The following is a 17,010-nucleotide window of genomic DNA, read 5'->3' as shown; positions in this document are numbered from 1 at the left end:
TGGGGCTTTAGTCAATTTAGCGTTTTTGCAGGATCACGCTACCGATGGAGTAACCCGCGCCAAAGGAGCTTAATAGCCCTAAATCGCCCGCCTTAAAGTCAGCGGAATATTTATGGAAGGCAATCACTGAGCCTGCGGAGGCGGTATTGGCATACTCGTCGAGCACTACGGGCGCTTGCTCAGGCGTTACCTCATCCCCTAGCAGCTTTTTCACCACAAATTGGTTCATGTTGATGTTGGCTTGGTGCAACCACAAACGTTTAAAGGACTGTGGCGTAAGGGATTGCTCGGCCAAATGCTCGTCTAAATGTTGGTAGATCATCGGCAACAGTTCTTTAAAGACTTTGCGGCCTTGCTGATGGAATAACTTATCCGCCTGATGCGCCGAGCTTGGATCGCAGCGATTTAAAAACCCGAAATTACTGCGAATATTGTTTGAGTAGTCAGTAAAGCAACGACTTGAAACAATGTTAAAGCCCTTATTGGCGGCCACTAGGCTTTGCTCTTCAAGCACCATAGCGGTCGCCACATCCCCGAAGATAAAATGACTGTCACGGTCACGGTAGTTCACCTGCGCCGAACAAATTTCGGGGTTAATCACTAACACCCGTGACGCCGAGCCCGTTGCAATCGCATTGGCGGCAGCCACAATGGCAAAGGTGGCCGAAGAACAGGCAACCTGCATATCGTAGCCATAGCCACGGGTCCCCAGTGCCCGCTGTATTTCAATCGCCATCGCAGGATAAGCCCTCTGCGTATAAGCACAGGCAACGATCACTAAATCGATTTGCTCGGCCTTCACATCCGCTTGCTTAAGCGCCATCACTGCCGCCTCAACCCCAATTTCGGCCTGCATAGATAACTCGTCACTGCTGCGCTCAGGAATAAGCGGCATCATGATTTCAGGATCGAGAATACCGTCTTTAACCATCACATATCTGTGTTTGATGCCCGAGGCCTTCTCGATAAACTCACTGGAGGAATAAGACAGCGGCTCGACATGACCCTGCTCAATTAATCCTGCATTTTCAAGGTTAAACATATCGACATAGGCGTTGAAGCTCTCCACCAAAGCTTCATTTGAAATACTGTGTGGCGGCGTAAATAAACCGCTGCCAGAAATAACGACCTGTTTCATAGGTGCTCCGAACGGGTGCTTGTTGTAAGGTGAGCAGACGTCGCATTATTCTGTGTTGGCACGGTGGCCAATGCGTGTTCAGCCTGCGCCTGTTGCTGCTCTAATTGTTGCTTTTTATGCATTTGCGCTAAGTCTATCACGACTGTGGAAGATATTTTATCTTGGATCCCCTGCCGATTGGCATCCCAAAATATCTGCATAAAGCCCAGTAAGCCCGTCGTGAAGCCCGCCGCATAACCGCCATAACGGCCAAATGCCCCCCAAAGGCTGATTTTAGCGCCATCGAGTTGGATAACGCGGATGCCTAAGAGTTTCTTACCTAAGGTCTGACCATCAAATTTGGCGGTAAACACAGTGAAGTAAAATGCGGCCCAGCCAAAACCTAAGCCCATATCGCTCATAAAGCCTTTGATCCACGCCAGCACACTGCGGGTGTCACTCTCTTCCTCATCGGCTTCACTGTTGCGGCTTTCGGTTTGATGCAAAGGATTGAGGTTGGCGTCAGGAACTAAGGGAGCGTTTTGCATGGCCGCTCGATTATCGGTTTGAGCGTGGACTAATCCATCGGTTTGCGGTTCAGATACGGGAACGGCATCAAGCTTGCCAGCGAGCGACTGATTTAGCTGTTGCGGCGATGATAATGTGTTTGGATCTTTAGCTAAATCCTTTGCTGAATTTTTCACAGAGCCCTTGGTGGAGTCTAGGGTGACTTCAAACACCTTCACCTCGGGCCAGAGGCTGCCCGCCATCATTTCATCACGTAACAGTGCTTTATCGGCATAGGATAACTCCGTGCTCGCTAAAGTATCTAATACCATATCGCGACGCTCAGCTGCCGACATTCCCTCCATGGGCCCATTTTCGAGCGTCTGCTGCAAAGCACGGATCTGTTCACGGGCACAATCGGTATTTTCACAGAGTCCGAGGGAGACAAGATCTGGAATCGCCTTAACAACAGCATTAATATCCTGGGGCGCGGAGACCTTTTCGCGGGTGGATTGATTCGATTGATGGAAATTCCACAAATTTCCCGCCGAGCTAAAGAGCATTAATCCCAGCATGGCAGCATAAAGGCCCCATTTGAGTAAGCGGCCAAATTGGCGACTGCGTTTCTCGATATAAATAATCCCCACCACCAGCAGAACAAACAGCCAATCCATTTGTTCGGCTAAAATAGTGATGAATAAACCGTCGATTAACATCGCCAGCGCCCGCCTTAATGGCGTCGCTAGCGGGGTGTAAAGCACAGATTCGGCAATAGTGAATGCCTTAGGGGTGACCATAGTTCTTGGATCTTTGCCCAAGTCCGTTTGTTGTTGCTTCATAGTGTGGCAATCCGGTTCCGATAGCGGTTTTATAAGTGAAACATCAAGTGGTTATTCTTTTATACGCGTAATTTTTTATTGATGTTAGCAAGAGGTTAACACAGTTAAACCCACAGCCAATTGGGCTTTGCGAATAACAGGATTATCTTTAATAACCAAATCGAATAAAGAAGAACAAACAATCACTTCTAAATGCGCCACAGGCGATTATGATTCAATAGTGCAAACATAGGAGCAAGCAATCCATGAGCAAAATTTTCGAAGACAATTCATATACTATTGGCAACACCCCGTTAGTGCGTTTAAACCGCGTAAGCCAAGGTAAAGTGCTGGCAAAGGTCGAAGCACGTAATCCAAGTTTCAGTGTCAAATGCCGTATCGGTGCCAATATGATTTGGGATGCCGAGAAAAAAGGCCTGCTCACCAAAGATCACGAACTGATTGAGCCTACCTCAGGTAATACCGGGATTGCCTTAGCCTATGTGGCGGCCGCCCGTGGTTATAAGCTGACGTTAACTATGCCAAATACTATGAGCTTAGAGCGTCGTAAACTGCTTAAAGCCTTGGGTGCAAACCTAGTGCTGACCGAAGGTGCAAAAGGCATGAAAGGTGCTATCGATAAAGCGGAAGAAATCCGTCAATCAGCGCCAGAAAAATACATTATGCTGCAGCAATTTAATAACCCTGCTAACCCTGAAATCCACGAAAAAACCACAGGTCCAGAGATTTGGAACGATACCGATGGTGCAGTGGATGTGTTTGTTGCGGGTGTAGGTACTGGCGGTACTATCACAGGCGTGAGCCGTTACCTGAAGAAAGTGGCTGGCAAAGCCATTACTTCTGTTGCGGTAGAACCCGCTGACTCACCAGTTATCACCCAAACCCTAGCGGGATTACCAGTACAACCAGGTCCGCACAAAATCCAAGGTATTGGCGCAGGTTTTATCCCTGGTAACTTAGATCTTGAGTTAATCGACCGCGTTGAAACCGTCACCAACGATGAAGCCATCGACATGGCGCGCCGCTTAATGCAAGAAGAAGGCATTTTAGTCGGTATTTCTTCTGGTGCAGCTGTGGTTGCGGCTAACCGCATCGCAGCTCTGCCTGAATTTGCGGATAAGAACATTGTGGTTATCCTGCCTTCAGCTGCTGAGCGTTACTTATCTTCGGTACTGTTCCAAGGCCAGTTTGGCGACGAAGAAAACATTCAGTAATCAGGCGATTCGGCCTGCAAAAATACCCAGCCTTGTCTGGGTATTTTTATGGCCGAAATTTATCGGTAATCACTATTAACACCACTTAACCGCCCTTCAGATCCGCATTTATCCACTAAGTTGGAGCTAGTTCATAGTTTTCCATCACCGCTCTGACTTTTGCCGTTAACTTCGCTATAAAGGCTGTATTTCTTTGTAAACTCAGCCAATTTATGTCCTTCTATCACACCCCGAAAGCCTTAAGTGCCTTTGATGCCAAATTTGAGGCGCAAAAAATCGCCTTTGGCCCCATCAGTTTTCAGGTTGCCCATTGCCTGCTGAAATTTGAAGTATTAGCCACCATTGACCAAGCAGGCGAACAAGGGGTAAGCATTGCCCAACTCGCGCAAACCAGTGTGTTAAACGAGTATGCCCTTGGCGTCTTACTCGATATGGGATTGAGTATGGGACTGGTATGGCTCAATGGCGATGCCTATGTACTCGATAAAACAGGCTATTTTTTACTGCACGATGATATGGCGGCCATTAACCTCAATTTTGTGCAGGACGTATGTTATCAGGGACTGTTTCAACTGGATAAGGCACTAGTCGCGGGTAAACCCGCGGGCTTAGCGGTATTTGGCGATTGGCAGACGATTTACCCCGCCCTTAAGGATTTACCTGCTGAGGCTAAGGCCAGCTGGTTTGCCTTCGATCACTATTATTCTGACCACGCTTTTCCGCAGATTTTACCCTTAGTGTTTGCCCATTCGCCCAAGCATTTAGTCGATATTGGCGGAAACACAGGTAAATGGGCGCTAAGCTGCTGTGAGTTTGATCCAGAGGTTGAAGTCACCCTGATGGACTTCCCCGGCCAATTAGCCGTAGCCAAAGACAATGCTGCCAAGCATGGCTTTGCCGAGCGGATCCATACCTTTGCCACCGATTTGCTCGATGAATCACGCCCCTTTGTCGAAGGCGCCGATACCTATTGGATGAGCCAGTTCCTCGACTGCTTCTCTTTGGAGCAAATCCTCAGCATTTTGCAACGCACCGCTCAGGCGATGACGCCAAATAGTCAGTTGTTCATTGTCGAAACCTTCTGGGACAGACAACCTTCCGCCGCCTCAGCCTATTGCGTCAATGCGACTAGCTTGTATTTTACTGCGATGGCCAATGGTAATAGCCGTATGTACCACTCTAAGGACTTGATAACGTTACTACATCAAGCGGGCTTATACGTCGATGAAGACACTGACAACCTTGGTCTGGGGCATACTTTGCTGCGTTGTAAACGAAAACCTTAAGCGTTAGAAAATTTGAATATCTGAATAAAATTAATCAATTTTATTTATCAAATCCTCGACCATACACTGACATTAACAGATAGACACATCGAATTAATGTCAGTGTTGAGAGGTAACAAACATGACTTCAAAACGTAAACGCTGGACAGCACAGGCAGCAAAATTACCTAGCCCTATGGGCGGACTCGCCCTCGCGATTGCAAGCTTAGGTTGGACTTGGGAGAGTGTGATGCCCTCACTCAATGGTTGGGGCCAACTGACAGGGGCAGCCATCGCCTCAGTTTTACTCATGCTGCTTGCGGCAAAATTTATACTGCATCCCTCAGTGCTGAAAAACGAACTCAGCCATCCGGTCGTCGGTAGTGTGATCCCGACATTCGCCATGGCCTTGATGGTAGTGTCGAACTTACTCGGCCATTATTTCCCCCATGCAGGCTTAACCCTTTGGCTAACCGCCATTGTTATCCATGTCATCTTTTTAGGCGCCTTTATTTACTACCGCGCTATCGACTTCAAACTCGAACATATGGTGCCCAGCTGGTTTGTGCCACCCATTGGCATCATAGTGGCGGCAGTATCCTTCCCAAGTAATGGCGCGCCTTGGTTAGTGAACTTGATCCTAGCCTTCGGCATGCTCGCATATTTAGTCATGTTGCCATTGATGCTCTATCGATTAATCTTCTGTCAGGCCGTGCCCGATGCCGCTAAACCAACGATTGCCATCCTCGCCGCGCCAGCCAGTTTATCGTTAGCGGGCTACTTAACTGTGTGCGATCAACCTTCGATTGCCTTGGTCGCCATATTGGCCAGTATTGCAGTATTGATGACTGCAGTGATTTATCTCGCTTTTTTCCATCTGCTCAAATTACCCTTTAGCCCTGGCTATGCAGCCTTCACCTTTCCCATGGTGATCGGCGCGACGGCACTGTTTAAAACCGCCCACTGGCTCGCGCAATTTAGTCAAATGAACGAGCTCAGCCAATGGGTAAAATTACTTGCCGACTTCGAACTCGGTGTTGCAACCTTAGTCGTTTGTTATGTGGCAGTAAGATATCTTCTCCATTATCTTCCTCAACCGATCCCCAAAATGAATAAAGTTACTGCGGCCTAAAATAAGTCCTAAGTATTAAAACGGTAAAAAACTGGACAATAATCATCCAATAAAACTTACTCGTTAGACATTTGTTAAATACAATGCGTGAATTAAAATTCACGCATTGTATTTAATTAAACATCATCTTATAAAAACTAAAATTGACTAAAGTTGTCGCATAAAAATTATAGAGCAAAAAACAAACAAAACAGTACAGCAGTCGCTATTTTAAGGTATTTTTAATAAGTCACCACGCAAAATACAGTATTCAGAACTGTATATTTAGGATGCGCGGAAATAAATTTTAATTATCCAAAAAAAGTATGATTATTTTATTATTACAAATATTTTCAATTTTAACAAAATAAAAACAAACAACAAACCTTTCATTAATTATATCGTTTATTTTATTATCAAAATCCATTAACCCTCGCTAAAAACCATTCTTTAAAACGAATTTGAAGCAGCTAATTAACAACTGAGCAACAATCAACATTTAACTATCGCAACCTTCATAAATTTACACTGTTGCACTTGTTATTTTCTTGTGGTTATATCTTGAGCCTAATTAAATAGGACCCTATTTCTTACAACGTTCCGTATTTAATTAAAATAACAATTAAACAAATAACAAGTGTTAAGGGAGAATGATATGCGCGCTAATTCGACATTAGCCAAAGCGGTTCGCTTTGCGTTAATTGGTGGTGCAACCACAGCAGCTTTATCTAGCACAGCTATTTATGCAGCAGAAGATAATGCTAAGGTAGAACGTATTGAAGTAACGGGTTCTCGTATTCAAAGAACGGATATGGAATCTGCTTTACCTGTTACGGTTTTATCAGCAGAAGATATTGCCAAAACAGGTTTAAGTGATGTTTCTGCTGTTTTAGCACAAATGCCATTTAACACTGCTGGTAGTTTTATTAGTGATGCAGGTAGCTCTGCAAGTAACCATGCCAGTTCTGGTATGCGTGGTTTAGGTTCAAACCGTACGTTAACCCTGATCAACGGTCGCCGTATTGCGCCATCTGCAACCTTTGGTGGCGATTCAACGAACCTCAACTTAATCCCTATGGATGCAATCGAGCGTATTGAAATTTTACGTGACGGTGCATCAGCAATTTACGGTTCAGATGCTATCGGTGGTGTAATTAACATCATCCTGAAAAAAACCTTTGACGGTTTAGCATTCGACGCTAAGTTTGGTAGCCCAACTCAAGGTGGTAGAGATGAGAAATCAGCTTCTGTCACTTTCGGTAATACTAGCGATAAAAGCAGCAGCTTAGTGATCATCGAACACAAGCAATTTGATCCACTACAAGGTGGTCAACGTCCTCACTTAACGGCTAACTGGGATAAAAAATACGGTCGTAGTGGTTTATATGCGCCAGAAGGCACATATCGTCCAGTTGAATCTCGCCCGGTAAAAGGTGCTGATGGTACTTTCGGCACTCCTGTTTATACAGGTTTGCAAGTTCCAGGTAAGGACTGTCCAGCGGATCGTATTGTTACCAGCAAAGACGGTTCTGCTTGTGGTTTTAACCAATTTGATGGCACTGATTACCTACCAGATCAGACAAAAGACTCTGTATTCTCGAATATGACTTATCGCATTACCGATGAATTAGAGTGGTTTGGTCAAGCTATCGTTATGCGTGATAAATCCATCACCTCTTCAACTGCGCTATGGACTCCTAACTTATACATGGCAGCAGATAACCCATTAAACCCAACATTCGGTACCGCTAATGCATCTGAAGTGCAAGCCTATCACCGTTTGAAAGGGGTTGCAGACCGTAAAACAGAATTCGATTCAAACGTAGTTGATATCGTAACGGGTCTAAACCTTGAATTAGATGCAGGCTCTCTAAGCTGGTACGTACAATACTCAGATCAAATCGTGAACATTGAAACTGACTCTTACGTATTCGAAGATAAGTTACAAGAAGCAGTAGATAAAGGCTTGTACAACCCATTCGTTGAGGGTGGTAACGCAACCCAAGACACGTTAGACACCTTCTTACACACAGCTACTCGTAAAGCGACATCTAACACAACAGGTACTGGTATATCTTGGGCTGCACTGGCTCCAATTTCATTACCTGGTGGTGACTTAGGTTACGCAGTGGGTATGGAATACCAAAAAATCGAATACAAAGATACCCGTGATGCTCAACAAGCAGCAGGTAACGTATTAGGTACTTACGGCGGTGATTCTGCTGGTGATAGAAGCTATAAAGCAGCATTCGTTGAGTTGGAACTGCCAGTATTAGATCACTTAAACGTGAAACTAGCGAGCCGTTACGACCAATATAGCTTGCCAGATGTTGGTCAGCTTTCAAGCTCTGTAAACGTACGTTACGAAGCATTAGATAACCTAGTGTTACGTGCATCTTACGGCCAAGGCTTTAGAGCACCATCACTGGATGACTTGTTAGGCAAGCCAGCAACCAGTTATGACAGAATCACTGACACCACTCTGTGTCAAAGTCTGCCTGCTGATCAGAAAGACGGCAACCCAGCTTGTGAAGATAACCAATACCTACGTAAGAGTTCAGGTAACACAGAGCTAGATCCTGAGAAATCTGCTCAGTACTCTTTCGGTGCCGTATGGAATATCACTGAAAACATCGACTTAGTTGTTGATTATTACAACATCGAAATCACAGACCAAGTCAGCTACATCGATGCACAAACAATTGTGGATTTAGAAGCGATTGGTGGCTTAGGTGCTTATGACCCTAACTACATCTACGTCAAACGTAAAGCTGACGGTACCATCGATGAAATTGGCGCTGGCAACATCAACATGGATGGCGTACAAACATCAGGTCTTGACGTGTCATTCACCTCAAACTTCGATTTTGCTGAATTTGGTGCATTTAAGTTTGCGGTTGAAGGAACCTATGCTCTTGAATATACAGAGCAAGCAAGCCCGATTGCAAAACGTTATGACGTATTAGGCACTAAGGGTTATCCACCACTACGTTTCAATACAACATTTAGCTACGCCATTGATGACTTCTCAGCATCTTTGATTGCTAAATACATTGATTCTTATGATGGTGAAACTCCACAACAACAAGAAGTTGGCACAAATAAACAAGACTTCTCATCGTTCACTACGTGGGATCTGACATTGAACTACGACTTCGACAGCTATGGCAAAGTTACTGTTGGTGCTCGTAACTTGTTCGATGCGATGCCAACAGTTAACTACAGCTTAGGTTACCCTGGATACGATACTGACACCCATAACATCGTGGGCCGTGTAGTGTTTGCAGGATATAAAGTGAAATTCTAATTTCCCTATAGGAAGATAGAAAACCACACAAAAACGGCATCCTCGGATGCCGTTTTTTTATCTCCTGTTTAACCCATTAACTGAGTTAACCTTAGCGCCTATTTACCCGCAGCTTAAGGTGAACCCCAGCGCCCAGCGAAATCCGCGCACCTAGTTAAATCCCGGTACCTAGTTAAATCCAAGATAGTGCGCGCCAATCACCAGCACGCTTGAGACCAACATCAGCAGCAACATAAAACGCCACACAAATTTCAGCCAGTTGCCCCAATCGACGCGGCATACGCCAAGGGTCGCCATCAAAGACGCAGAGGTGGGCACTATGATATTGGTGAGACCATCGCCTAGTTGAAAGGCCAATACCGCCACTTGGCGCGTCACACCAACGATATCAGAGAGAGGTGCCATCAGTGGCATAGTCAATGCGGCCTGCCCTGAACCTGAGGTCACGAAAAAGTTGAATACGGATTGAAACAACAACATAAACCACGCCGAGAGCGCATCCGGCAGATGGCCAATCACCCCACCAGCGCTATTAAGAATCGAATTAAGCACACTTGGTTCAGTCGGTGTACCGCCGCCAAGGAGCAGTAAAATCCCCGAGGCACATCCCACTAAAAGGGCTGGCTCTAGCATGGTTTTAGCGCCGTCCTTAAAACTCTGCGCCACCTTGTTAAGCGTCAATCCATTAAGTTTAAACACGCAGCCAATGACGCCAGCTACCATACCCATGGTAAAAAACTGACTGGCAATCTCAGGGATAAACCAAGCTTTTACCACTACGCCCCAAATCACCCATCCCATAGTGAGCACTAACAATGCTAAAACCAGTATATCGCCAAGATTAAAGCGACTCTCTAATGTCGTATTGGCATGATGCTCTCGAAAATAAGCATCGGACTGAAAACTATGGGATAAACTGGGTTGCTGCTGAATGCGATGGGCGTAACGCATGGTAAAAACAATCCCGAGCAAGGTGAATCCAAGCCACATAGGAAAGCGAAACTCACTGCCTGAAAGAACCGGTATTCCCGCAATACCCTGGGCAATCGCCACACTGAAGGGATTCATCCAAGAACTGGCAAAACCAATTTGAGTCGCCACATAGGTCACCATCACAGTGGTGATGCCGTCATAGCCCAAACGGATCATTAATGGGCAGATGATAATGGCAAAAGCTATGGCCTCTTCTCCCATGCCAAACACGGCGCCACCAAGGGAAAACAGTGTAAATATCACCGGAATAAATAACTTTTCATTGCCACGGGTTTTATCGATTAACTTTAAGATGCCGTTATCTATGGTGCCTGTGGCCATCACCACCCCAAAGGAACCGCCAATCACCAGCATGAACATTATCACGCCAATCGCACTGCCCCATTTAGATCCTGAAGTTAGGCCCTCAAAGGCGAAGTTAAAAAAGCCAACCCCGCCCTCGCCTTTAAACAATGCCACAGGTTGCAATTTAGGCTCGCCCGCAGCATCCAATTGATAGGCAAAAGAAGTAGGGTCGACCACCGTCCGCGCTTTATCGACGCCATCAGCCAGATAATGCACCTCTTGGGTTTGAAACGACCCGATGGGGATAAAATAAGTCATTAATCCCGCGAGCAATGCCACAAAAAAGATGATCACTAAGGTATCGGGCATTTGAAATGGTGAGGGAGTGTGTGAAGCGGATGATGCCGGAGCAGTCTGAGCTGCTTCTGTTGGCTGATTCGTCGAAAGTGGAGTCGTCATAGATGCGCCATTTTATGTCAAACGGAAAAGGCCGCACTATAAACTAAAGCGCTTTAAATCAGTATATAAAATCTTCACTCACTTGCATGAATATGCAAAATGGTCACATCTATCACAAACAAGTAATCTGCATAAAAAAGCCTTTGCGGTGAAAAAACAAAAAAATGCCCAGTAAAACTGGGCATTTCTATAAGCCTAAGGTAAACAGTCACTCAAGGAACACTTACCACAAACCTAAGCGACTGACTCGCTTAGTTACAAACTCTCTTACTTACTCTCTTGGCTATTTTTCGCCTTTTCGGTATGCAAGGGCGACGCAAAAAAGTGTGGTTGATGGGATTTTTGCGGATCGGGTAAGGCAATTTGGCCCTGCTCAATCCACCAATAACCGAGACCGACGATCACACCGCCGCCGACGATGTTGCCTAAGGTCACAGGAATTAAGTTATTGAATACAAAATTTGTTACCGTTAAATCAGCAAATTGTTCTTGGGTAATACCTAAGGAAGCAAAAAACTCCGGACTTGCCACAGCTTGAATTGTTATCCCAAACGGCACCATAAACAGGTTTGCAATGCTGTGCTCAAAACCGCTACTAACAAACATGGCTACAGGTAGGATCAATAAAATGGCTTTGGTTAGCGATTCTCGGCTGGCGAAGGTCATCCAAATACCAAGACATACCAGCATATTACATAAAATACCTAAGCTAAATGCTTGAATCCATGTATGGTGCAGCTTATGTTGTGAAACCTTTAAAGCATTTAGTCCCCAATTTCCGCCATCAAGCTCATATAAGCCCGCCGCCATAATCAAGCCGACCATCAACATGGCGCCGACAAAGTTGCCTAGGTAAACTCGCGTCCAGCATTTGAGTAACTCACTGGTAGTCACTTGTTTTTGCGCCCAAGCCACACTGCTTAAGACTGAACTAGTGAACAACTCGCCGCCGCAAATCACGACCAAAATTAACCCTAAGCTAAAGGCGATACCGCCCACAAGACGTACTAAGCCCCATGCACTATCGCCCGCGCCCGTGGTGACGGTCAGGTAAAACACAAAGGCTAAAGCAATAAAGGCACCCGCAAATACCGCTAAACCAAAGGATTGCCAAGGCGCCTTAACCACTTTGCTTTTGCCGTAGATTTCGGCTTGGTGATAACAACTAAAATGCGAAGAAACCTGCACAGGCTCATAGCCATTTGATGATGTCTGTGGAGCGTTAGCATGTGAGTCTTTCATAACCTTACTCCCAAACCCGATAAACAAACGCGAACTTGCAACATAGGTCTCTCCTACAGCGCCGAGGCGCAGATCAAACCAATCAAAATTTACATTAAGACTTGCTTAAATGATGACTCACTAAAGTCACGCTTTGTAACATACAAATCGTGTTCGCCGTGAAGCAGAGTTTGCCAAAGCGTGATGTTATTCACAGGTAAAATGTAAAATTTTTGAAGAGGTAAACACAATAGGTTAATTGGTCATACCAATTTTGTTTGCATTTTACCAATTTATCATCGCCCACCTGAGCATTATTCACTGACTAGATTAAGCAGATTTAACCTTATACAGAGTGAGTGAAGCATAAGTATCCTTCACTGAGATGGCAGCTTGTTGACTAAGTGCTGCAATCTTTTAAATAGCAGCTCAACAAGAAATCACAGTATTCGAAGCCCGACACAACAATATTCCGCATCAACCTCCATAACTTTAAATGCTTTAGCACCGCCAAGCATTCCGTATAATCAGGCCTTTTTCATCGCAGCTTTACCTGCCAATTGGAGATTAAATCGTAACCATTAAAAATCAATCGATACGGTGATAGCTTTCGCCGGTTAAAAGCGCGACAGTCTGTTAAATAAGCGATAGCTTCAGCCCGTAATGGGCCAACAAAAGCGTGCTTTAATCCTTATTGTGCTAAAAAAATGCTACCTCGCTAGCAAATTTAAGATTAACAGAGGACAAACTCGCCCGTTTAAGATGCGAGACAGTAAGAGCTATGTTAATATGCCCATGGATAATTGGTCTTACCAATTTATAAAAAGAGTTATCGATAGCCGATAATCCACGTTAAACGTATATTTGTCATCTTATCGGGTATCAATAGACAGACACTTGGCGCGATAAACATCCCCAAGTTCCAGTTCCCATCATAGGGCGTCATCTTGAAGGGAGCTTTAATCAGGAAATAGCAATTGGCCTATACTCAACATGGCTTACCCCATGAGCGCCAATGACCTTTATCTCAACCAAAAGGTATTAGTACGATGACCGACAAAACTGAACTGTTTGCCAACGCATGGGAAGGTTTTACCCCTGGCGATTGGAAATCTGAAGTCAATGTACGTGACTTTATTCAACAAAACTATGCTCCCTATGAAGGTGACGAGTCATTCCTAGCCGGTGCCACCGAAGCCACAACCAAGTTGTGGGACAAAGTGATGGAAGGCATCAAGCAAGAAAACCGTACCCATGCGCCAGTTGATTTCGACACTAAGATGGTTTCAACCATCACTTCCCACGACGCGGGTTATATCAATAAAGATTTAGAAACTATCGTTGGTTTACAAACTGATGCGCCGCTCAAACGCGCTATGTTGCCTAACGGTGGTATTCGTATGGTGGAAAGCTCATGCGCCGCCTACGATCGCGTACTAGATGAAGATGTTAAATACATTTATTCAGAATTGCGTAAAACCCATAACCAAGGCGTATTCGACGTCTACACCCCAGAAATCATGGCATGCCGTAAATCCGGCGTATTAACTGGTTTACCCGATGCCTATGGTCGTGGACGTATTATCGGTGACTATCGCCGCGTAGCGCTGTACGGTATCGACTTCTTAATGAAGGATAAATTTGCTCAATTCAGCTCACTGCAAGCGCAGTTCGAAGCCGGTGAAGATTTATCTAACGTTATCCAACTGCGTGAAGAAATTGCCGAGCAGCACCGCGCTCTCGGTCAAATGAAAAAAATGGCCGCGAAATACGGCTTCGATATTTCTCGCCCAGCGACAAACGCCCAAGAAGCGATCCAATGGACTTACTTCGGTTACTTAGCCGCAGTGAAGAGCCAAAACGGCGCGGCAATGTCTTTAGGCCGTACCTCATCTTTCCTCGATATCTATATCGAGCGCGATCTGAAAAACGGCATAATCACTGAGCAACAAGCTCAAGAAATGATTGACCATTTCGTGATGAAACTGCGTATGGTGCGTTTCCTACGTACTCCTGAATACGATGAGTTATTCTCAGGCGACCCAATTTGGGCTACTGAATCTATCGGCGGTATGGGCTTAGACGGCCGTACACTGGTAACCAAATCCAGCTTCCGTTTCTTAAACACCTTATACACTATGGGCCCAAGCCCTGAGCCAAACATCACTGTGCTCTGGTCTGACAAACTGCCTGTCGGCTTTAAAAAGTACTGCGCGAAAGTGTCTATCGACACCAGCTCTATCCAGTACGAAAACGATGACTTAATGCGTCCAGACTTCCAATCTGACGATTACGCTATCGCTTGCTGCGTGAGCCCAATGGTTGTGGGTAAACACATGCAGTTCTTCGGCGCCCGTGCAAACTTGGCAAAAACCATGTTGTATGCGATCAACGGCGGCGTTGACGAAAAACTGAAAATCCAAATCGCGCCAAAAGCCGACCCCATCACCGACGAAGTATTGAACTTCGATGACGTAATGAATCGCTTAGACGGCCTGATGGATTGGTTAGCGACCCAATATGTCACAGCACTGAACGCTATTCACTACATGCACGACAAGTACTCCTACGAAGCTGCGCTGATGGCGCTGCACGACAGAGATGTACGTCGCACTATGGCTTGTGGTATCGCAGGGCTTTCTATCGCAGCCGACTCACTGTCTGCTATCAAGTACGCTCAAGTTAAACCTGTACGTGATGAAAACGGCATTGCCGTCGACTTTGAGATCAGCGGTGATTATCCAAAATTTGGTAACAACGATCCACGCGTCGACGATATCGCCTGTGACTTAGTTGAACGTTTTATGGCGAAGATCCGCGACCGTAAGATGTACCGTAACGCTATCCCAACTCAGTCAATTCTGACCATTACCTCAAACGTGGTTTATGGTAAGAAAACTGGTAACACGCCAGACGGCCGCCGCGCAGGTGCGCCATTTGCACCGGGTGCAAACCCAATGCACGGCCGTGATGAGAAAGGCGCGATTGCCTCGTTAACCTCTGTAGCGAAACTGCCTTTCGCCCACGCACAGGACGGTATCTCTTACACCTTCTCTATCGTGCCTAATGCCTTAGGTAAAGATGAAGACGGTCGCCGCACTAACCTCGCGGCGTTGATGGACGGATATTTCGCCCACAACGAAGGACACGAAGGCGGTCAACACTTGAACGTTAACGTGATGAACCGTGAAATGCTCGAGGATGCGGTCGTCAATCCAGACAAGTATCCACAACTGACCATCCGGGTCTCGGGTTACGCAGTGCGCTTTAACTCTTTGACCCCAGAGCAGCAGCAAGACGTGATCACACGTACTTTCACAAAAGGTCTGTAAGCTAAATTAGGTAAGGCTGTAGTACAATGTGCTACAGCCTCACTTATTTCAACAGGAGTCACAATGGCAGTTACCGGTCGGATCCACTCAGTGGAATCCTTTGGCACAGTGGATGGTCCAGGCATACGGTTTATCACCTTTATGCAAGGCTGTTTAATGCGCTGTCAGTATTGTCATAACCGTGACACTTGGGATCTGGATGGTGGCAAAGAAGTACAGGTCGACGAGTTAATGAGCCAAATCATTAGCTACCGTCCATTCCTCGATGCCAGCAACGGCGGTGTGACCGCCAGCGGTGGCGAAGCCATATTACAGGCGGAGTTTGTCGCCGAACTCTTTAAAGCCTGTAAGAAAGAAGGCATTCATACCTGTTTAGATACCAACGGCTTTGTGCGTAAGTACACGCCAGTGATCGATGAGCTACTCGATAATACCGATCTAGTTTTGCTCGATATCAAGCAAATGAATGACGAAAAACACATTGAACTGACGAAGGTCAGTAACCACAGAACGCTGCAATTTGCCGAGTATCTCGCCAAACGCAATCAGCCTACCTGGATACGTTATGTGGTTGTGGGTGGATTTACCGACGATGAAGCCTCGGCTTTACAACTGGCCGAGTTTATCAAGCCCATGAAGAATATTGAAAAAGTTGAACTCCTGCCCTACCACGAACTGGGTAAACACAAGTGGGAAGCGATGGGAGAAACCTATCAGCTCGATGGCGTTGCACCACCGAGTCGCGACACCATGGAAAAAATTAAAGCCGTGTTTAGCTCACAGGGGATTTACGCGGTCTATTAAGAAGCCAAGGGAGGCTTAAAGCTCCTCCCAATAACTGGCATCTAAGCGCTCAAAGGCTATTTTTAAGATGAGCGCCATATCAAGGTAACACGCCTTAGCGCCCAAGGATTGGCAATGAATGCCCATGGCAGACAATTTCGCACTCAACTGATTACTCCAGTCGAACAGCGATAAAGGTAATGGATGGCGCGCACGCCAGCCTAACCACAATAAGCCCTGCAACGGCAGGCTAATAAAGAACAACGCGATTGTGAGGGCTTGGGGTAAAAACGCCCAACCGTAGGTATAAATCTGACTCACACTCGCCAAAATCGCCAGCACTGGCATCACCAGAATGGCAAGCTGAGTGGCGCGTACCACCCGATACTCAGGAAAATACAAACCGAGTTGTCTAACCATAGGCCACGTCTTCATATAGCGACGACCGTCACCTAAGGTTTTGAGAATATTAATACTCAATTTTAGACACCTACAACAGAGGAACACTGCTTTTACCATAGCACAATCTGGCACTGCGCCCCAAGACTGCGATGGCAAATTACGCAAGCGTTCCCAA

General features: G+C 45.9%; 11 protein-coding genes. 6 read left to right on the top strand and 5 right to left on the bottom strand.

From position 1 onward, the window contains the following. Positions 1-16: 16 nt before the first annotated feature. On the bottom strand, positions 17-1,138 hold the full coding sequence (locus tag N7386_RS08340) for a beta-ketoacyl-ACP synthase III (protein WP_086903907.1): 1,122 nt from the start codon (positions 1,136-1,138) through the stop codon (positions 17-19). Next, positions 1,135-2,463, bottom strand: a complete 1,329-nt coding sequence (locus N7386_RS08335; RefSeq protein ID WP_086903906.1) for an RDD family protein — start codon at positions 2,461-2,463, stop codon at positions 1,135-1,137. The genes N7386_RS08340 and N7386_RS08335 overlap by 4 nt, the downstream gene beginning before the upstream one ends. A 245-nt stretch (positions 2,464-2,708) precedes the next feature. On the opposite strand from N7386_RS08335, the gene cysK reads away from it, so the two are divergent. From cysK to N7386_RS08315, 4 genes are all read left to right on the top strand, one after another. Then, on the top strand, positions 2,709-3,677 hold the full coding sequence (gene cysK / locus N7386_RS08330) for a cysteine synthase A (RefSeq protein ID WP_011622282.1): 969 nt from the start codon (positions 2,709-2,711) through the stop codon (positions 3,675-3,677). 212 nt (positions 3,678-3,889) lie between these two features. Next, the gene (locus tag N7386_RS08325) at positions 3,890-4,963 is read left to right on the top strand and encodes a methyltransferase (RefSeq protein WP_279767976.1); all 1,074 of its coding nucleotides are present in this window, start codon (positions 3,890-3,892) and stop codon (positions 4,961-4,963) included. A 121-nt stretch (positions 4,964-5,084) separates the two neighbouring features. Then, positions 5,085-6,074 carry a TDT family transporter gene (locus N7386_RS08320; RefSeq protein WP_279767974.1) on the top strand — a complete coding sequence of 330 codons (990 nt, stop codon included), beginning with the start codon at positions 5,085-5,087 and terminating at the stop codon, positions 6,072-6,074. A gap of 634 nt (positions 6,075-6,708) precedes the next feature. Further along, positions 6,709-9,360 (top strand): TonB-dependent receptor, encoded by a 2,652-nt coding sequence (locus N7386_RS08315; protein ID WP_279767966.1) that lies wholly within the window; start codon positions 6,709-6,711, stop codon positions 9,358-9,360. 168 nt (positions 9,361-9,528) lie between these two features. On the opposite strand, the gene yfcC is transcribed toward N7386_RS08315, so the two are convergent. Both yfcC and focA read right to left on the bottom strand, forming a co-directional pair. Then, positions 9,529-11,097 (bottom strand): putative basic amino acid antiporter YfcC, encoded by a 1,569-nt coding sequence (yfcC, locus tag N7386_RS08310; protein ID WP_279767954.1) that lies wholly within the window; start codon positions 11,095-11,097, stop codon positions 9,529-9,531. A 267-nt stretch (positions 11,098-11,364) separates the two neighbouring features. Then, positions 11,365-12,339, bottom strand: coding sequence for a formate transporter FocA (gene focA / locus N7386_RS08305; RefSeq protein WP_218678720.1), 975 nt, complete (start codon positions 12,337-12,339; stop codon positions 11,365-11,367). Positions 12,340-13,367: 1,028 nt separating this feature from the next. On the opposite strand from focA, the gene pflB reads away from it, so the two are divergent. Continuing rightward, positions 13,368-15,650, top strand: coding sequence for a formate C-acetyltransferase (gene pflB / locus N7386_RS08300; RefSeq protein ID WP_279767953.1), 2,283 nt, complete (start codon positions 13,368-13,370; stop codon positions 15,648-15,650). 63 nt (positions 15,651-15,713) lie between these two features. Next, the gene (gene pflA / locus N7386_RS08295) at positions 15,714-16,454 is read left to right on the top strand and encodes a pyruvate formate lyase 1-activating protein (RefSeq protein ID WP_086903900.1); all 741 of its coding nucleotides are present in this window, start codon (positions 15,714-15,716) and stop codon (positions 16,452-16,454) included. A 15-nt stretch (positions 16,455-16,469) separates the two neighbouring features. Here the strand turns inward: pflA and yfbV are convergent, their stop codons facing one another. After that, positions 16,470-16,913 carry a terminus macrodomain insulation protein YfbV gene (gene yfbV / locus N7386_RS08290; RefSeq protein WP_083757889.1) on the bottom strand — a complete coding sequence of 148 codons (444 nt, stop codon included), beginning with the start codon at positions 16,911-16,913 and terminating at the stop codon, positions 16,470-16,472. Between the last annotated feature and the right edge of the window lie 97 nt (positions 16,914-17,010).

The organism is Shewanella sp. GD04112 (genome assembly GCF_029835735.1).
In the GTDB taxonomy this organism is placed as follows: Bacteria; Pseudomonadota; Gammaproteobacteria; order Enterobacterales; family Shewanellaceae; genus Shewanella.
This window is presented reverse-complemented; position numbering and strand designations above follow the sequence as displayed.